Origin of the sequence: Sulfurimonas sp., from assembly GCF_023229025.1 — a bacterium.
Classification (GTDB): Bacteria; Campylobacterota; Campylobacteria; order Campylobacterales; family Sulfurimonadaceae; genus Sulfurimonas.
In genome coordinates, this window is record NZ_JALOAA010000008.1 from 1 (window position 1) to 21,666 (window position 21,666).

The 21,666-nt window shown below is 35.5% G+C and carries 19 protein-coding genes; 4 read left to right on the top strand and 15 right to left on the bottom strand.

Annotated elements, in window-relative coordinates:
• Positions 1–120: 120 nt before the first annotated feature.
• Genes M0Q20_RS03135 through M0Q20_RS03150 form a run of 4 tightly spaced genes read right to left on the bottom strand, consistent with a single transcriptional unit; the run spans position 121 to position 5,487 of the window.
• A complete protein-coding gene (locus M0Q20_RS03135; RefSeq protein ID WP_295058705.1) occupies positions 121–1,125 on the bottom strand; it encodes an endonuclease/exonuclease/phosphatase family protein in 1,005 nt (334 codons plus the stop codon).
• Entirely contained in the window at positions 1,125–3,074 is a 1,950-nt protein-coding gene (locus M0Q20_RS03140) for a M3 family metallopeptidase (RefSeq protein WP_295058706.1), read from the bottom strand. Before M0Q20_RS03140 ends, M0Q20_RS03135 begins: the two co-directional genes overlap by 1 nt.
• 5 nt (positions 3,075–3,079) lie before the next feature.
• Positions 3,080–4,171: a trypsin-like peptidase domain-containing protein gene (locus tag M0Q20_RS03145; protein WP_295058707.1), complete on the bottom strand. Its 1,092-nt coding sequence runs from the start codon at positions 4,169–4,171 to the stop codon at positions 3,080–3,082.
• 2 nt (positions 4,172–4,173) lie between these two features.
• Positions 4,174–5,487, bottom strand: a complete 1,314-nt coding sequence (locus M0Q20_RS03150) for a hypothetical protein (protein WP_295058708.1) — start codon at positions 5,485–5,487, stop codon at positions 4,174–4,176.
• 139 nt (positions 5,488–5,626) lie between these two features.
• On the opposite strand from M0Q20_RS03150, the gene M0Q20_RS03155 reads away from it, so the two are divergent.
• Together M0Q20_RS03155 and M0Q20_RS03160 are read left to right on the top strand one after the other, a co-directional pair.
• A complete protein-coding gene (locus tag M0Q20_RS03155) occupies positions 5,627–7,117 on the top strand; it encodes a GGDEF domain-containing protein (protein WP_295058709.1) in 1,491 nt (496 codons plus the stop codon).
• Between the two features lie 42 nt (positions 7,118–7,159).
• Positions 7,160–7,861 carry a pirin family protein gene (locus M0Q20_RS03160; protein ID WP_295058710.1) on the top strand — a complete coding sequence of 234 codons (702 nt, stop codon included), beginning with the start codon at positions 7,160–7,162 and terminating at the stop codon, positions 7,859–7,861.
• 8 nt (positions 7,862–7,869) lie between these two features.
• Here the strand turns inward: M0Q20_RS03160 and M0Q20_RS03165 are convergent, their stop codons facing one another.
• The 11 genes from M0Q20_RS03165 to M0Q20_RS03215 form a co-directional block, all read right to left on the bottom strand.
• Positions 7,870–8,946 carry an alkene reductase gene (locus tag M0Q20_RS03165; protein WP_295058711.1) on the bottom strand — a complete coding sequence of 359 codons (1,077 nt, stop codon included), beginning with the start codon at positions 8,944–8,946 and terminating at the stop codon, positions 7,870–7,872.
• A gap of 141 nt (positions 8,947–9,087) precedes the next feature.
• Positions 9,088–10,632: a SagB/ThcOx family dehydrogenase gene (locus M0Q20_RS03170; RefSeq protein WP_295058712.1), complete on the bottom strand. Its 1,545-nt coding sequence runs from the start codon at positions 10,630–10,632 to the stop codon at positions 9,088–9,090.
• An 88-nt stretch (positions 10,633–10,720) separates the two neighbouring features.
• Positions 10,721–12,061, bottom strand: a complete 1,341-nt coding sequence (locus M0Q20_RS03175; RefSeq protein ID WP_295058713.1) for an HD domain-containing phosphohydrolase — start codon at positions 12,059–12,061, stop codon at positions 10,721–10,723.
• A complete protein-coding gene (locus M0Q20_RS03180; protein ID WP_295058714.1) occupies positions 12,054–13,052 on the bottom strand; it encodes an HD domain-containing phosphohydrolase in 999 nt (332 codons plus the stop codon). Before M0Q20_RS03180 ends, M0Q20_RS03175 begins: the two co-directional genes overlap by 8 nt.
• Positions 13,053–13,137: 85 nt before the next feature.
• Entirely contained in the window at positions 13,138–13,995 is an 858-nt protein-coding gene (locus tag M0Q20_RS03185; protein ID WP_295058715.1) for an ATP-binding cassette domain-containing protein, read from the bottom strand.
• Complete coding sequence (gene modB, locus M0Q20_RS03190; protein ID WP_295058716.1) at positions 13,992–14,684, bottom strand: molybdate ABC transporter permease subunit; 693 nt, start codon at positions 14,682–14,684, stop codon at positions 13,992–13,994. Before modB ends, M0Q20_RS03185 begins: the two co-directional genes overlap by 4 nt.
• Entirely contained in the window at positions 14,678–15,082 is a 405-nt protein-coding gene (locus tag M0Q20_RS03195; protein ID WP_295058717.1) for a TOBE domain-containing protein, read from the bottom strand. Before M0Q20_RS03195 ends, modB begins: the two co-directional genes overlap by 7 nt.
• Positions 15,079–15,822 (bottom strand): molybdate ABC transporter substrate-binding protein, encoded by a 744-nt coding sequence (modA, locus tag M0Q20_RS03200; protein ID WP_295058718.1) that lies wholly within the window; start codon positions 15,820–15,822, stop codon positions 15,079–15,081. The genes M0Q20_RS03195 and modA overlap by 4 nt, the downstream gene beginning before the upstream one ends.
• A gap of 9 nt (positions 15,823–15,831) precedes the next feature.
• Positions 15,832–17,304, bottom strand: a complete 1,473-nt coding sequence (locus tag M0Q20_RS03205) for a hypothetical protein (protein WP_295058719.1) — start codon at positions 17,302–17,304, stop codon at positions 15,832–15,834.
• Between the two features lie 134 nt (positions 17,305–17,438).
• Positions 17,439–18,230, bottom strand: a complete 792-nt coding sequence (locus M0Q20_RS03210) for a TOBE domain-containing protein (protein WP_295058720.1) — start codon at positions 18,228–18,230, stop codon at positions 17,439–17,441.
• Positions 18,231–18,334: 104 nt separating this feature from the next.
• Positions 18,335–20,554, bottom strand: coding sequence for a TIGR03545 family protein (locus M0Q20_RS03215; RefSeq protein ID WP_295058721.1), 2,220 nt, complete (start codon positions 20,552–20,554; stop codon positions 18,335–18,337).
• Between the two features lie 151 nt (positions 20,555–20,705).
• Between M0Q20_RS03215 and pyrH the strand changes: the two genes are divergently transcribed.
• Together pyrH and M0Q20_RS03225 are read left to right on the top strand one after the other, a co-directional pair.
• Complete coding sequence (pyrH, locus tag M0Q20_RS03220; RefSeq protein WP_295058722.1) at positions 20,706–21,419, top strand: UMP kinase; 714 nt, start codon at positions 20,706–20,708, stop codon at positions 21,417–21,419.
• A gap of 21 nt (positions 21,420–21,440) precedes the next feature.
• The gene (locus M0Q20_RS03225; protein WP_295058723.1) at positions 21,441–21,659 is read left to right on the top strand and encodes a DNA-directed RNA polymerase subunit omega; all 219 of its coding nucleotides are present in this window, start codon (positions 21,441–21,443) and stop codon (positions 21,657–21,659) included.
• Positions 21,660–21,666: the final 7 nt, after the last annotated feature.

A 21,666-nucleotide genomic window follows, 5' to 3' on the forward strand; every position in this document is an offset into this window, starting at 1 on the left:
CTCATCGCTGATAATACTGCACCTTTCAGGTGTGGAAATGTAGGTCGCTGCCTAGTTGATCATTTTTACTTCTAATTTAATCTTTACTTCTTACAATTTCTTTTCAAAAATTTTATTTTATTAATTAATTTTAAACTTTGCAGTTAAGGGCAGGTGGTCTGAATAACCTTTGCCTCTATGTTTTCTGACTTTAGCACGTGAAATTTCCCATCTTTTTATACTCTTCTTCTTAAAGAGATACTCTTCGTCAAAGTTTGAGATTGTTCCGCTTACATAGGAGATATCTTTATTGACTAGTAGAGATTGAGATATAAGTATATTATCTAAGACCTCTTTTTTGCCTCTATATATGTATGTATATCTTTTCTCTTTGTTTGTGTCATACCAAAGGTTGTAAAAGCTCTCTTTTGTATATTTTATTCTCTTAGTGCTATCTCTTTGATTTATTGTTCCTAAAATATGATTAATCCCTGTTATACCGTCTGTATTGTTGTGCTTTCTTTTTCTTTTAAATTTTATATACTCTTCATAGTCAGAATTGAAATCTCCAAGAAGAATTATGTTTTTTTCAAAGCCTATCTCCATAACTCTCTTTTTTAAAGTTTTTGCAGAGAGTACTCTCATGCTCTCAGGACCGCTTTTTGACTTCCAGTGGTTTGTAAAAATATATAGCTCTTTGTTATTAATTTTGAATTTTGTCTCTAAAATATTTCTATACTCACTGCTTTGTGTTACACTTAGCTCTTTAGAGTATATAAAAGGTAGCTTGCTAAGGAGTGCTACTTTTACGGTAGTGTTTTTTTTATCTGCAATAGAGTAGTATTGGTAATACAAGCCATTTTGCTTTAGTGTAAATCTAAGATCTAAAAGTGCTTGAAGAGACTCTACCTCTTGAAGCGCAATAATATCTGCATTAATATCTCTTATGACTTGTGCAATATTTTTTAGTTTTATTTTATAATTTTTTTGATTCCACCCCGATGCAGTGTTGGGTATATACTCACTGTATTCATGGCCGCTCTTTTGTAGATCAAAGAGATTTTCAACATTATATGTTGCTATTTTCAAAACAGTTTCTCCAAAAAGCGTTGCACAAAATATTATTGTAAAAAGCAGAAATTTCACTATAAAATTCCATTTAGCCTAAGCAGATTATCAGGATTTGGTTCACGCCCCATCAGCTCTTTAAATAGTTCGCCCATACTTTTTGCTCCCCCGCCTTTTAGAACTATATCTAGGTACTTCTTAGCAATTTTAGAATCAAATATCCCCTCCTGAGCAACGCTAAAGAAGGCATCAGCGCTTAATACTTCAGCCCATTTATAGCTGTAGTATCCAGCAGCATAACCACCCGCAAATATATGTGAGAAGCCATTTTGAAACTTATTGTATGAGGGTGGTTTTATAAGTGCTGTCTCTTCTCTAATAGAGTCTAGCAAGTTTTGCACTTCTTCTTTTTGGTAGAGTTTTGTGTGAAGTTTAAAATCAAACAGAGAGAACTCTAGTTGTCTTAGCATCCCAAGAGCTGAGAGAAAGTTTTTACTTTGCACTAACTTCTCTATCATCTCATCAGGTATAATCTCATCTGTCTTATAGTGAGATGCAAATAACTTAAGAACGGTAGGTTCATATGCGAAGTTTTCTAAGAATTGTGATGGAAACTCAACCGCATCCCACTCTACGCCATTTACGCCGCTTACTCCGTTCTCATTTACACTACTTAGCATATGATGTAGAGCATGTCCCATCTCATGAAATAGTGTCACGACATCATCGTGTCTTAGAAGAGATGGATTTTTACTAGAAGATGGAGGGAAATTACAAACTATTACGGCAGATGCAAGCTGTTCATTGCCCTTTTCATCTTGGCAATGAGTTTGGAAGTTGTTCATCCATGCACCGCCTTGTTTGCCTTTTCTAGCCTCTAAATCAAGATAGAGCCTTGCTTTTAGCTTACTGCCCTCATATAAATCATAAGAGAGCGCCTTTTTATGCCATAGCTCCTCAGATGTTTTTTTGAATGTAATTTTAAAAAGCTTATTTAGAAAACCAAACATCCCCTCTAAAACATTCATCTGCTCAAAATATGGTCGGTACAACTCCTCATCAATCTCATATTTCTCTTTTTTAAGAAGTTCGCTGTAGTAGGCACTATCAAAGCTCTTTAGAGATTTTTTAGCTATTTTTTCAATCTCTTGCAACTCTTTTTTAGCTTGTTTTTTGGAGTTCTTAATCAGTTTTTCTAAAAATGAGATAACGCTTTTGTTATCTTTTGCCATCTTGCTAGCAAGTGAGTATTCAGCGTAGCTATTAAAGCCCAGAAGCCTGCTCATCTCATATTTTAGAGATAAAAGTTCATCGATTATTTGTGCATTTTGAGGTGCTCTTGTAACATAGGCACGGTAGAGCTCTTCTCTTATTTTTTCATTTCTTCCATATGTCATGTAGGCTATGTATGACGGCATTTGAAGCGTAAATCTATATTTTGTAACACCGTCTTTTTTAATCTTTGCATTTAGCAAATCGCTCTTTGGCATTCCTTTGACATCATCTTCATTGTTAATAATATACTCATATTCGTTAGTGGCATCAAGAAGATTTTGCGAGAAGTTATTTGAGAGCTCACTTTTTCTTATATTTATCTCTTGAAGCCTCTTTTTTGTTTTTTCATCTAGGTGTGCACCGCTTAACTCAAAGCCTTGTATATTTAACTCTAAAACTCTTTTTTGTTCTTGATTTAGGCTTTTTTGCTCTTTTTTTTCTATCTCTTTGTAAGCTTTGTAAATCTCTAAATTTTGGGAGAGTTTTGTTGAATACTCGGTAATAATAGGGAGTGATGCGGCATAGACTTCTTGGGTTTTTTTTGTATTTTTGACTGAATTTAGATGCGACATAGGAGTGAAAAACTGCTCTAAAGTCTCATCCATAAGCTCTAGAGGCTTTACAAAATTTGCAAAGCACTTCTCTTTTATCTTTAAAAGTTTTTCAACTTTTTTGTTATTTTTCTCAACTCTCTCATTTAGTTCTTTAATAAAACTCTTCAAATCTACTCTAAACTCTAAAAATTTACTCATATTTTTTAATCCTCTTCATCTCGTTTTTGTTTTATAGCACCAAACTTATTAATTAAAATATCATCATACTCATCTGCTTTTTTAAAAAGTCTCTCTATTGCAGTTTTTCCCTCTTCTAATGTCAGTGATGAATCAATTATAATATAAGATAGATATATAAAGTTTTCATTAATAGAGAAGCGCAGATATGATAGCTTGTTATTTTCGCTTAGCAAGAAGTCATAAATTTGCGCTATATTCTCTTTAGGTATAACACAAAGCTTTGAATCGCCAATGATAATTCCGTTGTCATAGTAGTTTATCTCAATACGTGCAGAGCCGTAATCGACTCTCCATGATGCTTGAGATCTTCTTGAGAGTGTTACATTTACCTCCAAAGCCTCTAAAATCTTTTCTAAAAGTTTTATGCTGCCTGTTGGTTTATAGCCTTTTGTGCGAAGTTTTGCAATCTCTAGCTTAATTCCGCACCGTGGGCAGTAATCATTTTCAATATCTTCTTCTTTGATTAAATTCTTGCATGAGGGGCATTTTAAAATATTTTGACTATTTAGACTCTTATAGCTCTTTATTGCTTCATCAACATAGAAGTATGGAAGTGCAAATCCTAGATTATTTGAGTCTTGTATTATAAATGTGTTTACACCTATAACTTCTCCATCGGTATTTAGAAGAGGTCCTCCGCTATTTCCCGGATTTATTGCAGCATCAACTTGAATATATTCAAGTTCGCCGTAGATTCTTGAGGCCTTTGAGACTATCCCCTCCGTAGCACTATAGTTAAGCCCATAAGGGTGACCTATGGCAATTGTCGTGTCACCGTTTTGTACTATTTTAGTAGATAAAAGAAGCGGATTTTTTGGTTTTACAAAGTCAAAGCTAATAAATGCAAGATCAAAATATGCATCGTCATATACAACTTTAGCTATGCTCCTTTTAATTTTTTTCGCACTTATGACAACCTCTTTGAGACCTGCGACTACATGGGAGTTTGTGACAATCAAGTCATCAACTATAAAGCCCGTACCGCTACCGTATGGCGTCATAATTTGTATAATGTTCTCGGCGTAAGTCTCTAGTATGGATTGTGTATTCATCATAATTATATCTCTTCAAAGTCAAGATTTTTTAGCTGTAGATAAAAACTGTTGCTAAATTCATTGAGTGAAGTAAAGTTAAGTTTATCTCCAAAAGGTTTTAGCATTTTGTAACGACTTTGATGTGAGAGAATAATATCTTTGATTTTATTGATAATAGCTTTTTTTGAGAAAGTAGAACTCTCTATATCATAAAGCGGAGCGTATCCAAGCGCTTTGAAAAAATCTGGATTTTGAATTTCTATATATGTATGAAGAAGCGCCTTTGTTGCCGGATGAAGCCCATAATTGTAAAGTAGATAGAGTGCTACATATTTGTACATGGTTGGAATTACCTGATTGTACCTATTGTTTTTGTACCATCTTATCTTTGCTAAAGATTCAGTTATAAAAATTTCTATCTCCTCATGAGATGAACGATCACTTGGATTAAAAGTATATTTTGCATCATAAAAATTAGTTTTGAACTCTTCAAAGCTCATCTCATGAAGCTCATTTATATACTCTCTTATCTCTTCATTCTTTGACTCTACACTTAGATTTTCACTACTAAAATACTCTGTTATTTTTCTGCTTGATTTTTGAAATATGCTATATTTTGCAACTAAAAGATAATCAATTTTAAATATTAGGTAAAGGAGTATAAACGACTGCATCGCCGCATTGTCATTTGATGGAAGTGTGGTTATTTTTCTCTTTACCTCCTCAATCCATCTGTGCATAAAATCATATTTTAGAAGAAGTTCATCCTCATTAACGGGCATTAGATGATCAATATCTTCAATAGCTACATCCGAAAACTCACTTCTAATATACTCTTTGTCAAAATCTGCATTAAGCGCTATTTCACGTAGAGGAAAGAAGACTTTTTGAGGAGTCATGGTTATATTATCAAGAAAAAGTTTTAATTTTATATACTCATCATTACTAAAGTAGTAAGCGTATGTCAGCTGGTAGTTTCTCTCTAAGATAAGTCGTTTAAGGGCAACGTTTGCCGATGCTTTTTTTATGAGTATGGCTTGTGCATAGAGGCTCTCTTTTGTGATTACGCCTGTTACTCTTGCCGTTCCTTGAAATATTTCAAAGCTTAGTTTCGCTTCATCTTTTGTAATTATAATATTTTGATTTGATTTGCCTTTTGAAAAATTTTCAAGAGATTTTAAAAAATACTCATAAGCACTCAGTATATCTTTTGCTTCAAATGCTTCGTTTGATTTATTAAACAAATCTTCTTCATCTTTAGAGAGGTTTGCGTTTATGCCTCTTCCAAATGAGTGCTTATTCTCGGTTTTAGGTTTAAAAAAGTTTAGCCAGTTCAATTATTAATTCTTTCAGTAGATAATATTATGCTTGTTGCTGCTATTATAGTCGAATATGACTTATATTTGGCAAAGGTTTTTATTTGAGTAAAGCTTATTTTTAATAAATATTAACTAAAGTATAAAAGAGGGTATCTCAATGATGGAAGTTAAAAAACTTAAGTATTTTGTTTTAGTGACAATAATGCCCGCACTAAGTATCGTTGTAATATTCTCTTATGCTTTTATTCATGTACAAAAAGATATTGATATATTATCTTCTAAGATAGAAGCTCTTACTATAATAAAAGAGGTTGAGAGAACTATTTTTGATATTCAAAAAGTAAGAGGTTTGAGCTGTTTGGAAGAACCAAGCGAAAAATCTACAAAAAATCTACAACTCTTTAGAGAGAATGTCTCAAAAAACATAATATCACTAAGAGAAAAACTCATTTTAATTAAAGATAGATCTTTAAAAAAGGAGTTCTCTGAGTTTTTATATGTTATAGAAGATAATTTTTTTGAAAATGTGAGTTTTGAAAAGCTTACCGAGATAATATATAAGCTTATGATCTTCTCACATCGTATATCTTACTCTTTTGAACTCCCCTTAGAATCAAAACTAAATGACTATATTTTAACTAACAACATTGTTTATCTGCTTCCTGAAATTATTGAACACAATGGACAAATAAGGGCAATAGCATCTAGCGTAAATGATATGGAATTTACTGAAAATCAAAAAAAAATAGTTACAACACAAATGGATAAAATAGAAGAGAAATTAAATAAGTTAGAGCAGAATTTGCTTCAATTTTACAAGAGTTCAAAGCATGATAAAATCAGAGAAGATTATAAAAAAATGACTCAGGCACAAAAAAATATAATCGACTATACCAAAGATGAGCTGCTAGAGAAGAGTGCCTTTATTGAGTCATATGAAGCTTATGAGCTGATAACAAAAAATATTGAAGTGATAATAGAGCTCTATAACTCTAACTTAGATTCTTTAAATAAATCCCTAATAGAAAAGAGACGACTCTCTACTTATATCCTCTTTGGCGGACTTATGTCCATGCTGTTTGTCATCTATATAAATATACTTTTTTATTATAAAAACAGAAAGTTTATTGACAAAATAGAGGAGCTTACTATAACAGACAGTATGACTAATTTATACAATAGAAGATATTTTGATCAGGTGTTTGAAAACTGTTTAAACGTCCAAAAAAGAACAGAGCAGACATTTATATTTATTATTTTGGATATTGATTTTTTTAAAATGTATAATGATACTTACGGGCATCAAGCCGGTGATAGAGCAATAAAAATGGTGGCAAAAAAATTAAAAAACTCTTTAAAAAGAGCAGGAGATATGGCATTTAGGCTTGGTGGAGAAGAGTTTGGTATCATATGCGTGGGAATGAGCGAAACAGAAGCTTTTGATTTTGCAAATAGGATAAGAGAGAGTATTGAAAACGAAAAAATTGAGCATAAGGAGAGCCAAGTAAGTAGTTATGTAACCGTTTCAATGGGATTGATTGTAGTAAAGCCTGACTCTATGAAGAGCACTAGCGATATCTATAGATATGCGGATGAAGCTCTCTATAAAGCCAAGAACAACGGTCGAAACAGAGTCTTTATTTTTTAAGATTGTTACTAGTTAATAAAAAAATAGTTATGGAGAGAAAAAATGATAAAACATATAGCGTTTGATTCCTTGTATTTAGCAGACCATGGGTGGCTTAAAAGCCGTTTTCACTTCTCATTTGCAGAGTATAGGGATATTAATAATATGCATTACGGAGTGCTTCGCGTGATGAATGATGACCTTATAGAGCCTTTTAAGGGCTTTGGAGAACATCCTCACAATGATATGGAGATAATAACTTATGTCTTAAGAGGAGAGTTGACGCATCAGGACTCAATGGGGCATATGGAGAGCTTGAGCCGCGGTTGTGTTCAGTATATGAGTGCTGGAACAGGCATTACTCATTCTGAGATAAACGCAGGGGAGCAAGAGCTACATCTTATCCAAACATGGATTGTTCCAAAAGAGAAGGGGCTTGTGCCTAAGTATGGCTCTAGAGAGTTTGAGCTTGAAGACAGGCACAACAGATGGCTGCATATTGCCGGTCCCCGTGGTAGCGGTGCAAAAATAGATATCTATCAAGATGCTTCAATGTATGCTTCTGAAATAGATGCTGGAAAAAAACTGGATTTTGAGCTTCAAAAGGGCAGAGCACTATATGTAAAAGTAATGGAGGGAAGTGCGGACATTAACGGCACAACTTTTTCGCAGGGAGATGCTGCTAAGGTTGAAGATGAAACCTTACATGTCAAAGCGATAGAGAGTCTTCATCTTCTTCTTGTAGAGATGGCAAAAGAGGGCTAAAAGCCCAACTAATTTTTTACAATGCAGGGATAATCAGTATAGCCTTTCTCATCATTTGTATAGAATGTTGAGCTATCGGCTCTATTAAGAGCTGCGTCTGCTTTAAAACGTTCAGGCAAGTCAGGATTTGCAAGAAAAAGCGCTCCAAATGCTACGGCATCAGCCAAACCGCTTTGTATAGCTGTATTTCCCCTCTTTTTATCATACGCTCCATTTGCAATCAAAACTCCTTTATATGCGTCTCTTAATATAGAGAGTTCGACTACCTTTGCTCCATGCTTTATATCGCCTTCAAGGGCATCTATGATGTGAAGATAAGCAAGATTAAAATTATTTAACTTTTCACAAACATAGGTAAAGTGCTCTTTTGGGTTAGAGTCTGTCATACCATTAAAAGTGCCGCTTGGAGAGAGTCTGACTCCTATTTTATCTGAGCCGATTTCACTACTCATCGCTTTTATGACATCAAAAAGAAAACGGCTTCTGTTTTTAATGTTTGAACCATACTCATCTTCTCTAATGTTTGTTCCATCACGTAAAAACTGATCAAGCAGATAACCGTTTGCGCTATGTATTTCAACACCGTCAAAACCAGCTTCTATAGCATTTTTTGCGCCTTGGGCAAACTCTTTGACAATCTCTTGTATCTCCCTAGCACTAAGAGCTTTTGGTGTTTCAAACTCTTTCATTCCATCATAAGTGTAAATCTCTCCGGCTGGTTTGATGGCAGAAGGAGCTACCGGCAGTTTTCCTTCATTAAAAGAGGAGTGAGAGATTCTACCTACATGCCAAAGTTGCATAAAGATTCTGCCGCCCCTGTCATGCACAGCTTTAGTCACTTTTTTCCACCCCTTAATCTGTTCATTGGTGTGAATTCCGGGAGTAAAGGGGTAGCCTATAGCCTGAGTTGAGATTTGTGTTGCTTCAGATATAATCAATCCTGCCGAGGCTCTTTGAGAATAGTAGGCAGCCATCATCTCATTTGGCACACCGTCTTTAACGCTTCTACATCGTGTCATAGGAGCCATAAATATTCTGTTTTTTAAAGAGTAGGCTCCGATTTTAATAGGTGAGAAAAGATCCATAACTAACTCCTTAGAAGTAATTTAACCTATTATCTCATAAAAGTAATTGTTTTTATATTATATAACAATATATTATTTTAAAAAGAGCTTTTGTATCTAAATTTAACCAAGAGAAAAGTATCACAAATTAGTATCTAAAATTTAGTAAGGCCGTCGCGTTAAAATGCGACTATCTACATATCCACGCCCTACGGTAAAGTTGTATAAAACCTGATAACGACTACTCTTTAGACCTAGCAGCTCATGCATCTCATCATCTAAAAAACATCCAATCCCAGTCCCTGACAATCCCATTGAAGTAGCTTCTAGATATAGCTGTTGACCTATAGCTCCACACTCCCAGTAGAGCTCTTTATATCTATGTGCCCCGTAAGTTTGAAGTTCGTTTGTAAAGTTACATAACATTGAGAGGCTAAAAGCACCATCACTTGCAATATTTTGAGAGCAACTGATTGCTTTTGAGATAGCGGTAAAATCTCCCGATTCAAGCAGATATAGATGCTCAAACTCTAGAGCACCCCAGCTAAACTTCACATCCAACTCTTTTTCTAAATCCTCTTTAGCTTTAGGATTTCTTATAAGTATATATAAACCGCTCTTATAATTCTCAACTCTATGCACAAAAATAGCCAAATGAGCTGAGTTTTCTTTTGCATCTTGTGAGTTAAGTACAGAGTTTAGTAAAGTGTGAAACTGCTCTTTTGTAATGCTAGATTTGTCCATTACATGTACACTTCTTCTATTTAGTACTACATCCTTTGACTCTTTACTTGGAGCTCTTGTGACTTGGCTCTTTAGAGTTTTGGGTTGGGGTATTTGAGGCTCTGATGTTGCTTCTTCTATGGCTGGGATTATATCCCACTTTTGCATAGAAGGGCTTAGTCTATTTGCAATGCCTTCAAATTTTAGAGGAATACTCTCTACTAGCGTATCTACTGATAGATTTGAGTCCACATCTTCGGGAGAGATAACAAAAAGCATATCCGGAGTCTCATCTTCAAAAAATCTACTCTTTTGCAAGAGCCCTAAAAGAGTAGAAATATCAGCATCGCTTACGTTATCTAGCCTTGTAACTCTCCACCCAAGCATCTTTGCAGAAATTACAAAAGCCTGCCACGCATGCCCCACATCTAGTTGAGTGTAACGAAATGCGCGTTCACCGTATTTCCAGACTTCACGCCATGAGATGCTAGATAGTCCTACTATAAAACTCCAAGCAGGCAGTTCTTTCCAAAAGTTTGTATCAAAACTTGCAAGCATCTCTAGTGCATGCTCTTTTGGGTTGTAGTGAAAGACAGTGCTTTTATTGTCTTGCTCACTCATAAGAGGAGGAAGCATTAGATAAGCTTCAGTTGGATGCAGATTTCCACTAGAAGCGTTGCATCTGACAGCCCACGAACTGCCACCTGATTCCTTGTAAGCAGCAATTGCCATAGAAAACTGCAGAAGCTGAGATATCGACTCTTTTAGAAGTGGAGCTGATGGCAGGTCACAGTCAAGTAGATGGTAGGGTGGAGTAGAGTTTTGTAATGCTAAAGGAAGCTTTAAAACTCTTGCACCACTGTATGTTCTAAAAGGATCCGGTTGAGTAGCCCAATCCATAAAGCCAAGTGAACGGGCATATCTAAGTTTGGAGTGTTTTGTTCTCTCGTGGTAATTATAAACTATCCGCAGTGATTTATTCATGCGAGTAGTGTAGTAAATTATCCTTAAATCGTACTAGAAAAAAAAGGTTATATTTTTTACATAGGTTTTTTTAATTGTGTAAGATATGTTACTCTAAGAAGTACTTTTTTATTAGATTGTCGAGCTCTTTTTTTAGCTCCTCTTTTTGTTTTAATCCGGTATCCAAATATAATTTATTGGAAATTTTAATGAAATGATTTAGCAACTCCCCATCAAAATGTTTATCATAACCATCTTTTAAAATCTCGATACTTTTTTCATAACTAAATGGCTCTTTATAGGGTCTTTTTGAAGTTAGTGCATCAAATACATCTACAATAGCAAATATTCTCGCAGTTATCGGTATCTCCTTGCCTATTACCTTGTTTGGGTAACCGCTTCCGTCATATCTTTCATGATGATACAAAATCACATCTTTGGCATCTTCTAGCCAGCTGTTATGGTTGACAAGCTCAACTCCTTTAATTACATGACTTCTCATAATTTCAAACTCTTTCTCATTTAAGCTTCCATTTTTAAGAAGAATGTTGTCCGATATCCCTATCTTTCCAACATCATGTAAAAAAGCTCCTTTTATCAATACTTTAATGCTCTCATGCTCTAAATTTAGGCTCTGTGCAAATTTAATCGCATAGAGGGTTACTCTGTAGTTATGCTCATTTGTATCACTATCTCTAAGTGCAATTGCATCTCCAAGTGTTGTAATCATCATAATATTACTAGACAATAGCTCTAGTCTATGGGCATTTAGCTTTTTATATGCAAAGTATATTAGAGGAAAGATCAAAAGAGAAAAGATTATAATAGTTAAAATCACAGTAGTTACAGTAGCAAAGACACCCCGTTTAAATCTATTAACAACTATAGGCTCAACATATGATATACCTTCAAAATATCCAAGAAGTTTTTCTGATTTGTATATAGGGTAAAAAATCTGTATAAAAATATGCTCGTTTGAGACTTCAAAAAAATCATAGCTCATTTTCTTGGATGTTGGGAACTCATGCTTAATAAAGTTGTAATACTCCTGTATGAGTTTTAGCTTATCGGCAAATCTCTCTCCCGGAGAGCTAAAAGCAAAAACACCCTCTTTACTGCTATCATATATCTCTATTGTGATAAATCCAAGCTCCTTCATCAAAGATTTTACATCTTCTCTAAGTATATTCATATCTGAGAGTTTTAGATTTTGGTTATATTTGTCTAGTTTAGAATCCACATTTGTTTTAATCTCGTCTGCTAGCGATTTATAAAAGCTATATTGCTGAAAATTTACTATAAATATAGTACTTATTATGCTGATAAATATGATGGAGAAGAGAGCCCTTTTAAAAAAGGAGCTGACAATATTATTGCTATTTATATCCATAATAGATTTTAGCTTTTTTATTGTTGTATAAATTATAGATTTTTTTTGAGAGTTACTCATGAAGCATCTTTATAAAAGTATCAACGATTTTCATATCTAAATGTTTATGCATATGTGTCTTCATTAGGTAGATTGCATCATAAGAGCATAGAGCTTTTTTATAAGAGCGTTGTGTGGTTAGTGCGTCAAATATGTCGCATACTCCTATAATACGTGGAAAAAGTGTTATCTCTTTACCCTTAAGCCCATCGGGATAACCCATGCCGTCAAGTTTTTCATGGTGATGGCGAATACCGTCTAATATATTTTTATCTTTAATACCGATATTAATTGCGGTTTCATAGCCAAGCGAGGGGTGTTTTTTCATGCGGTCAAACTCAGAATGGTTAAGGAGCCCAATTTTGTTTAGTATACTGAGATCTACACTACTTTTGCCAAGATCATGAAGCAGTGCGGAACGTCCAAGAGCACTTAGTTTTGTCTCATTCATGCCAAGCTCAGAGCCGAGGCAAAGAGCGTATATACTGACATTAAGTGAGTGAGTATGAGTGTAGTAGTCATGCTCGATTATTTTTATAAATGATTTTATAGCGCTCTCATCATAGATAATAGTTTGTAAAATAGGCTCGACAATATTCTTTGAGCGTTGTACATTCTCCAGAGCATTTGGATTTTCATAGAGAGAGCTTGTAAGTTCTGAAGCGGAGGTGTAGATAATATCTGCTTTTTCTTTTAGAGAGAGTTGTTCGTTCTCAACTGTATCTTGAAGCTTTTTTTCTATAAAACATTCATACTCGCTCTTTTGCTTTTTGTCAATATATAGCCTCTCAATCTCCATTAGGCTCTTTTTATGCTCCTCATCAATAACGCTATTGCTTTGAAGGTAGAGTGACATATGTGCTAGAAAGTCATTAACATAGAGATTAAACTGTAGTTTGTCTCCTATATCTATAAGGCTTTTATCTATTGTCATGTAGGAGGTGCGCATGTCGTTTTGCACATTAACATAGTTTGATTTTAAAGTAGTCTGAATTATTTTTTTATACTTCATGGCCTTACCAGTTTATTTTATATATAGAAGGATAAATTCTATATTAATTATGCTTAAGTTACATATAGAGTGTAAAAGCCTTGCGTCACTCACTAATTGTTGGACTAAAAGCCTTTGTACTCACACGAACAATCTGCCCAATAGAGAGTCTCTTAATCTCCTCTTGGCTTACAACAACTTCTACTATCTGTTGAGCAATAGCGATAACGGCTACATGAATAACATCAACTTTGATGATATCAAGAAGCTCCCCTTCAAAAGAGAACTTTGCAGAACCGCTAGTCTGAAGCAGTATCTCTTTTGGGGTACCCTCATTTATGACTTGCCCGAGATTAAGAACTACCGCGCGATTTGCTAAGCGATATATTTCGCTGGGATCATGGCTTACCATAATAGTGGTAGTAGCAAACTCTTTGTGTAAAGAGAGTATCTCATTTTGTAGTTTTGTTCTCATGCTTGGATCAAGGGCAGAGAGAGGCTCATCCATCAGTAGAAGTTTTGGAGAGTTCATCATAGCTCTGCATAAACTCACTCTCTGTTTTTGCCCGCCGCTTAGAGTGCTTGTATGGCGATTTTTAAGTAGAGCTAAGCCCGTAATCTCTAAAAGATGTGATGCCAACTCTCTATCTTTTTTAACAAATAAAAGATTATCTTCAACGCTCATGTTTGAAAAGAGTGCATAATCTTGAAATACGAAACCTATTTTTCTTTTTTGCGGAGCTAAATAAATTCTCTTATTGCTATCTTGCCAAATCTCATCTCCTACTTCTATAACTCCTCTTGACTCTTCAAGACCGGCTAGGATTCTAAGAAGTGTTGTTTTTCCGCTTCCGCTTTGTCCCGTAAGTGCTACAAAATCGTTTTGCACTATACTTAAATCTACCTTTAAATCCATCTCCCCACTGCTTCCATGAAGAGTTTTTTGTATGTTAATATTTATCACGCTTGCCCAATCCTTTTCATCTTGCCGTTAAAGATATAGACACTAATTAGCACCAAAAAACTGATTATGAGCATAATAACACTATAAACATGTGCCGCTTCATAATCCATAACTTCTACCATCTCATAAATAGCTACCGAAGCTACCTTGGTCTCCCCTGGGATACTCCCCCCTACCATTAAAATTACTCCAAACTCTCCGACAGTATGAGCAAATGTTACGATAATAGCAGTCATCAAAGCAGGTTTCATGTTAGGTAAGGCTACTTTTATAACAGTTTCAAATTTGCTTTTTCCCGCTAAGTAACTAGCCTCTAAAATATTTTTATTTAAACTCTCAAAGCCACCTTGTAGAGGTTGCATCATGAATGGAAGAGAGTAAAAACAGCTAGCTATTACAAGTCCGGTAAAGTTAAAAATCAGCTTTATTCCAAAATACTCATCAAAAAAGAGTCCAATCGGTGAGTTATGTGAAAGAGTTATTAGGAGATAAAACCCAATTACAGAGGGAGGAAGCACTAAAGGAAGGGCTGTAATAGCCTCCCAAATAGGCTTAGACCTTGATTTTGTTTGTGAAAGATACCATGCAGAAGGTACACTTAGGATAAAAAGGATAAGTGTCGTTACCCCTGCTAATTTAAAAGAGAGCAAAAAGGGTTCAAACTCTATTTGACTAAGAATCTCTAACATGACAAAACCTCTTTTATAAAAATTTCATTTGCTTTTATAAGCACTAACACCTGCTCACCTACTTGTAAATTCATTCTATTTGATGACTCTTTTGTGATAATAGACTCTATGACGCTGCCACTATCTAACTTTAAGCTTAAACTGCTTAAAAGTACGCCGTTTTCAAGCTTGACAATAGTGGCTTGCAGTTGATTGCTATAGCTAAGTTCCCCTTGCAGATTTTTAGCAATAGCTACATGTGTAGGTTTCATAGAGAGTTTTACTTTGAGACCTTTTTGTATCGTTTTTTCAAGCTCTAAACTCATCATGCTCAAAACTTGACCCTCACAATCAAACTTTACTATATGCAAGCTATCATGCTTTTGCACATCTTTTACTATTGCTGTTAATCCACTCATGGCACTAAATATCCAAAATCTTTTAAAATCTTTTTTGCTCTATCACTTAGCATAAAATCATAAAAAGCTCTGACCTCTTCATTTTCGCCACCCTTTAGAATGACTATACCTTGATTTATAGGAGTGTAGAGTTCTGAATCTACATCTACCCAGTTTATACCCTCTTTGAAGTGTAACATCTTTGGACTGTATAGAGATGACTTAGCTATAAAACCTATATCGGCTGCCGTTATAGCAAAGGAGACTGTTTGAGAGATAGACTCTGCGTAGATAAGTTTTGATTTTATATCTTCATAAACACCGCTGTTTTTCATAGCTTCAACTGCCGCTTTTCCGTATGGAGCTGTTTTTGGATTGGCAATAGCTATTTTTCCGATTGCTTTATCTTTTAGCAGCTCCATAGATTTTGAAAAATCTTTTTGACTACTGCTTAGATATGCCAAACTTCCCTGCGCATATACAATCGGTTTTGTTATAGCAATTTCATCACTATAAAGAGATTCAGGAAACATCATATTAGCCGACATAAAAAGTTCATAAGGTGCTCCATGCTTTATCTGCGCCGTTAATTTTCCGCTGCTTCCTAGCGTAACTTTTACGTCTGTGTCCGGATTTGTTTTGCTGAACTCATCTAAAAGAACTTCCATAGCATAGCTCACATTTGCAGCTACGGCTATATTGATTGTCTGTGCAAAAAGAGTAGAGCCAAAGAGCATAAACACTAAAATTAATTTTTTCATCTTTAATCCTTAAAATAGATAGTTAAACTCTAAACGAGCATCCAACGAGTCTGCATCTGCTTTTTTTGTATCTGTATAACCTAGTCTCAAGCGCCACTGTAAGTCAACAAAAGAGGGAATGTTTTGAATAAATCCTATGTAGTAGTAGTTTTCATCATATTGACCTTTGTTCTCATCTGCATCGGTATGCAAGACAGAAGCTTGGATTAATAGATCTCTATAGACTCCCGTGTTATTTGCATTTACTTGTAGTTCTGCACGATAGCTTTTTGTATTAGCTTTCCAGTTATAACGAGCCATTGAACGAGTATATCCTGCGGTTGGAAAGCCTCTCCAAGGTGTTACAAGATCTGCTTCATCAAATATTTCAGAATAGGCTAGATTAAGTTTATAAATATCATAAGTTCCAACTAAGCGAGCTGCTATCATCTGAGAATCAAGAGAAGATGCATCTTTGTAGCCACCACTTGATCCGCTTACACCTGCCAAGCTTCCATCAAGGTTTGCCCCGCCAATTTTTCCACCACCGTTATCAAACTGTTTTATATATCTTATACCAGGCGTAATAGTAAAATCATCTATTTTAGTTTTGTAGTTGGCTTCAACCATAACTTCTGATAATAGCTCAGGCACCCAGTAAAATGATGTATCAAGATTGAGATTTTTTATACCTCTATTTTTAATATCTCCGGTAATAAGCGGCGCATCAGTACTTACTCCTGCAGCACTTAGGTTTGTATATGAGAGCCCTTTATGCATGGCAGAGTCGTCATTTCCATTCCAAGTCGAATAATTGGCTGTATCTGAATCATCATAAGCCAAGACAGAGTGTGATGAGGTGTGGTCTCTTAGCTTCTGTTCTGCTAAGTAAGCGATTTTTACACTAGTTTTTGGCAGAAGTTTATTTTCAACTACAGCACCGTCAAAAGTGTTGGGAATCATCTTTGTGTCGTTTGATTTTGTATAAAAGGTCTCTACAAGCTGACGACCTAGATGAACTTCGGTTTTTGGCAAACCTTTGTAGCTTATGAAAGCTTCTCCTAAGACAGCCATTGATTTATCACCGCTAGAAGAGTAATCGTAGCGGCTTAAAAGATCTTTTGCGGGTTTTAATTTATCTACCGGATCATCTTCATTATCAAAAAAAGCTTTTGAGTAGTACAATCCCACACTAAAATCAAAGTTATTAAATGTTGCACTTTTATATACTAAAGAGCCACCAATACCGCTTACGATATGTGAATTTTGTGAAGCAGTCTCCCTCTCCCAATCATAAAGAAAGGTATTTGAGCGAAGACGCCCGTAAAAAACTCCCTCTTGAAACATATCAGTTAAACTATTGACTGATTTTGGAAGTTCATTGTGCTTAATTTGATAATTTGCCTTTAATGTCTGCTTTGGTAGAACTTCATCTGCACACATTGTGGATGTTGTAAGTAGTGTAAACATTGCAATAGTGCTTAATTTTGGGTTAATTTTCATCAATCTTCCTTTAATGTTATTTTAATTTGTTATACTTTCACTGTTTTATTGCAAAACATTTCTCTTGCAGTTCGCGCTGCAAGACTTTTATATTCCATCTCTCATTTGACCTCCAATTTTTAATTTATTTAGTTTTACCATCTTCCTAAAATTATATTTTGCGGTTTGCAAAAAGCAGTTAATTGCATACTGTTTTTTAGATTTAATTTATCGAGTAGCTCTATAGAAAGAACTGAACAGACAGTATTACCGCCTTTTAATTCAATGATTATTTCTGCATTTAAATCATTACGCTCTATTCGGACAATTTTTCCCGTAAAACGGTTTGTATCATTTTTTGCCGATGAGGAGTCATCACTTAAAGTCAAGGCGTTGGCTTTAAATAGGGCATATAGCTCTGTTCCTATAGTGATTTCAAGAGTAGTTAGTGAATCATTTGTTATTATTGCGGTTATTACATCTTTGTTGTTTAGTTCTAGAAAAAGGGTGCTCTCAAGAGCTCCTTTTTGGATTTTAATAACTTTTGTCCTTAGCTGGTTTCTTGCACTTATGCGGATATCCAAACTGCCCAAAAGGTGGATGTGACCATTTTTTTCACTTACTCGTTTTGAGAGATTATCAAGAAATCTCTGATGCTCTTCTTGTAGAATTTTATAAGTATTTATCAACTCTTTTGCATACTCTGTAAGATGAGTTCCGCCGCCGCCTTTGCCGCCTTTTGCACTTGTTACAAGCGGAAATTCAGAGAGGTTGTTCATAGCATCAACTGCATCCCAAGCGGCTCTGTAGCTCATCTTCATAGATTTTGCCGCTTTTGTTATTGACCCATCTTTATCAATGTGCATCAAAAGCTCAATTCTACCTTCTCCCAGAAAGTTATGTTCTGATTTGTTTATCCAAAAGCGACCGTTTACGCTGTTTTTCATAATCATCTCCAAATATAAAAGCGTAGTATATTAAAATATATAACGCCTGTCAATCAAGTTAGGAAAAAATAGATGCAAGAAATGTGACTTGCATCTATGGTTGTTTAAAAAGGGAGCAGGTTTTTAATTGAATCTATAGCGGGTTTTGTACCAAGTGAGGATGAGTCGGACAAGAGTTTGTCTAACGCGCCGCTTTGTGAGCCTACCAAAGAGTTTATATCAGGTATGCCGGATACAGAACTGTTTAGACCGTTTAGCTGCTCTTGCATCTTCTCATTTAGCATCGTCTGAAGCTCGGCCTCATATTTTTTAGCCTCTTTTGCAAAAACATTGCTAAGAGCTGCTGATATTTTTTTGTCCAGATCCGTTTTTATATCTACAGAAGGAGACTCAAGTGAGCCTGTTGCATCTGTTTTAACGTAAAAACCCTTTACTTCCGAGAGTGTAGAGTTGACGATATCTGCATATTTTTCATCAAGTCCGCTAATCGAGATAGCGGCATTTTTAAAATCAAAACTACTCTTTAGCTCCAGTTTAGACAAGCCGTAGATATTAGCGCTTCCTTGAAGCGCAATATCGCTTTTTTCAAGCCTCAATGATGAGAGTGCAAAACTACTAAGCGGTATCTTTTTTGCACTAAAGATTGCAGATTCATGAGCTATTTTACCTAGCCTGTCATCTTTTCCCTCAAGCACAAACTTCTCTACTACATCCCCATCGCTTGTTACTTTAAAGGTAGTGGCTCTGCCTAGAAGCTTTTGGTCATCGGCTATGTTGTTGATAACTCCCGTAAAGTCTTGAGTCTTAAACTTTCCGCTCATATCAACTTTTGCTACATAGATATCCGGAGATGGCACCTCTTCTTTGAACTTTATCCATCTTCCCTCTCCGCGCGGAGGTTTTGGAGGCTCGACTTTTGTATCGCTTTTCATATATGGCTGGGCAAGCGTATAATATTTTTTTGCTACTGCTATATACTCTTTTGTCTTCTGGCCAAAGATTGCTCCTACGACATTTATTGCACCGCTGCTATCGAATGAGTAAGCACTTTTTAAATTGTTGTAATCGCTCTTAGGAGCGCTTTTTAATTCACTTATAAGTTTTGATATGCGCGCTTTATCTTTCGCAAAATCTTTTTTTATAGATGCAAGTTTTGTTTTATGGGTATCTATCTTCTTCTTAAATGCCGCAATATCATCTTTTAGTTTTAAAAGTTGTGTAGGGTTTTTTGATTTTGAAGCCGACTTTATGGCCTCAAGGTCCTCTTTGTACTCTTTTATCACATCTGAGCTAAGCTGCCCTTTATATACTTTTTCCCATTTTGCTTTTATCTCATCTATCTCTTTTTGAGCTTGATTGTAAACTTGTATAGATTTTAAATCTGCATTTGCTAGAAGCTCTTTTGGAGTAGGTAGTTTTATTTCAGGCATAGTAAATGTAGATGAGCCCAAAGCTGCTGACGTTGACGGTTTTTTTGCTGCTGATGGTTTTGGGTTTGAGCTTGGCGTGTCAAAGCCGATGCCCGTTACTTGAACAAGCTCCATATGTTTTTTTCTCAAAAGAAGTGCATTGAAATCTAAATCGGCCAAGATATTTTCAATGCTTACGCTGTTTGTTTTGCCGTTATCGTCTTGTACTTCAAGACCGGCAATGCGTAAGGAAGCATCACTAAAACTTGTCTCTACATCTTTAATTAGAACCTCTTTGCCTGTTATGGTTGATACCCCTTTTTGTAGTGTAAATTTTATGACAGGATCTACCACAACAACGGCAAAAACAAAAACTAAAGCAGTAGCTCCTATAAATACGCCTACACCTATGATACGAAAAGTGCTATCTCTCTTATCGCTTTTTTTAAGAATGCCAAATTTTGCCAAAAGCGGGTACTTATCTATAAAAAGAAGAATCTTGCCGCGTGAAGTCTCTATAACTCTGTTTAAGATAAAATATAGAGGAAGAGCAAGAAGAACAGCGACTATAAATGAGCCTAGAACAATAGTATTGTTGAAATATGTAAGGCGCATAATACCGCTGTTATACATTGATGTAAACACTCCTTGCAGAGCCTCTGCAGTAAGAATCATATATCCAAATGACTCAAAAAGCGGGTCAAAGATATAGCCTATAGCTGCAAAAAATGCACTAGAGACTAAAAAGAGCCCAAAATGAATATTTATTATGAGTGCTAGAAATAGAAGCAGAACAGTTTGAACACCGCTTATGGGAGTAAGCCCCATAATCATACCCATGACAATTGCTGCTGTTATCTGCCATGGAGTCTGTCCGGAATTTAACGCCTTAAAGAGCTTTATAATGAAGTTCATGTTCTTACCTTAGCTAAGTAGATAATTTATTTTGTTAGTTTAACATATTTTTTTCTGGATAATGATTTATAATGAGAATAATTTATAAAACAAAGCAAAACAAAAGCCAATTTTAAGTACAATTCGCGCAATTATAGACTAAAGGAAGTGCATGGCTAACAAACGGGTATTGGTTAAGTTTTCAGGTGAAGCTCTTGCTGGAGAAGCGGGTCATGGAATTGACACGAAGATTCTAAACTATATATCACAAGAGATAAAGTCACTTGTAGATGCTGGTATCGAGGTTGGTATCGTTATCGGTGGCGGCAATATCATTCGTGGTGTTACCGCTGCTCAAGACGGAATCATTAAAAGAACCTCGGGTGACTATATGGGAATGTTAGCTACTGTAATTAACGGAATAGCAATGCAAGAAGCTTGTGAACATGCAGGCTTGGAAGTCCGCATGCAGACTGCTATTAAGATGGAGCAGATTGCAGAGGCGTATATAAATCGCCGTGCAGTTCGTCATTTGACGAAGGGTCGTGTCGTAATATTTGCAGCCGGAACGGGAAATCCATTTTTTACGACAGATACGGCAGCAACACTAAGAGCCGTTGAGATAGGTGCAGAAGTTATTATAAAAGCTACAAAGGTTGACGGTGTTTATGATAAAGACCCAAATAAGTTCAGTGATGCACTCAAGCTGCCTGAACTCTCTTATGAGCAAGCACTTTCAGATAACATCAAAGTAATGGACGATACCTCTATCGCATTGGCAAAGGATAATTCGCTTCCTATTTTGGTATGCGATATGTTTAAAAAAGGCAATCTTTTGGATATTTTGCAAAACGGAAATATGCAAAACTGTTCAATAGTAAAATAGTTATGATTTTAAGGAGATAAAATGAGAGTAGAAGAGTTAACAGCAAAGATTTTAGATAATAATCCAAACATGGATCGCTACCAACTAGCAATAGCGGTATCAAAAAGAACAGACGAACTTTTAAATGGAGCAGCAAGCAAGCTTAGCGTTTCAAAAAATGTAAAAGTAGCAGATTTGGCTATGATGGAGATAGCTGAGGGCCTTATAGTAATTAAGGGTTTTACGGACAATAAAAAATAGCAAATTG

What these genes read in the sequence shown, in the direction of transcription:
- M0Q20_RS03140 (WP_295058706.1), bottom strand. Translation starts at nt 3,074, where the DNA reads ATGAGTAAATTTTTAGAGTTTAGAGTAGATTTGAAGAGTTTTATTAAA.
- M0Q20_RS03145 (WP_295058707.1), bottom strand. Translation starts at nt 4,171, where the DNA reads ATGATGAATACACAATCCATACTAGAGACTTACGCCGAGAACATTATA.
- M0Q20_RS03155 (WP_295058709.1), top strand. Translation starts at nt 5,627, where the DNA reads ATGATGGAAGTTAAAAAACTTAAGTATTTTGTTTTAGTGACAATAATG.
- M0Q20_RS03160 (WP_295058710.1), top strand. Translation starts at nt 7,160, where the DNA reads ATGATAAAACATATAGCGTTTGATTCCTTGTATTTAGCAGACCATGGG.
- M0Q20_RS03165 (WP_295058711.1), bottom strand. Translation starts at nt 8,946, where the DNA reads ATGGATCTTTTCTCACCTATTAAAATCGGAGCCTACTCTTTAAAAAAC.
- M0Q20_RS03170 (WP_295058712.1), bottom strand. Translation starts at nt 10,632, where the DNA reads ATGAATAAATCACTGCGGATAGTTTATAATTACCACGAGAGAACAAAA.
- M0Q20_RS03175 (WP_295058713.1), bottom strand. Translation starts at nt 12,061, where the DNA reads ATGAGTAACTCTCAAAAAAAATCTATAATTTATACAACAATAAAAAAG.
- M0Q20_RS03180 (WP_295058714.1), bottom strand. Translation starts at nt 13,052, where the DNA reads ATGAAGTATAAAAAAATAATTCAGACTACTTTAAAATCAAACTATGTT.
- modB (WP_295058716.1), bottom strand. Translation starts at nt 14,684, where the DNA reads ATGTTAGAGATTCTTAGTCAAATAGAGTTTGAACCCTTTTTGCTCTCT.
- M0Q20_RS03195 (WP_295058717.1), bottom strand. Translation starts at nt 15,082, where the DNA reads ATGAGTGGATTAACAGCAATAGTAAAAGATGTGCAAAAGCATGATAGC.
- modA (WP_295058718.1), bottom strand. Translation starts at nt 15,822, where the DNA reads ATGAAAAAATTAATTTTAGTGTTTATGCTCTTTGGCTCTACTCTTTTT.
- M0Q20_RS03205 (WP_295058719.1), bottom strand. Translation starts at nt 17,304, where the DNA reads ATGAAAATTAACCCAAAATTAAGCACTATTGCAATGTTTACACTACTT.
- M0Q20_RS03210 (WP_295058720.1), bottom strand. Translation starts at nt 18,230, where the DNA reads ATGAAAAACAGCGTAAACGGTCGCTTTTGGATAAACAAATCAGAACAT.
- M0Q20_RS03215 (WP_295058721.1), bottom strand. Translation starts at nt 20,554, where the DNA reads ATGAACTTCATTATAAAGCTCTTTAAGGCGTTAAATTCCGGACAGACT.
- pyrH (WP_295058722.1), top strand. Translation starts at nt 20,706, where the DNA reads ATGGCTAACAAACGGGTATTGGTTAAGTTTTCAGGTGAAGCTCTTGCT.
- M0Q20_RS03225 (WP_295058723.1), top strand. Translation starts at nt 21,441, where the DNA reads ATGAGAGTAGAAGAGTTAACAGCAAAGATTTTAGATAATAATCCAAAC.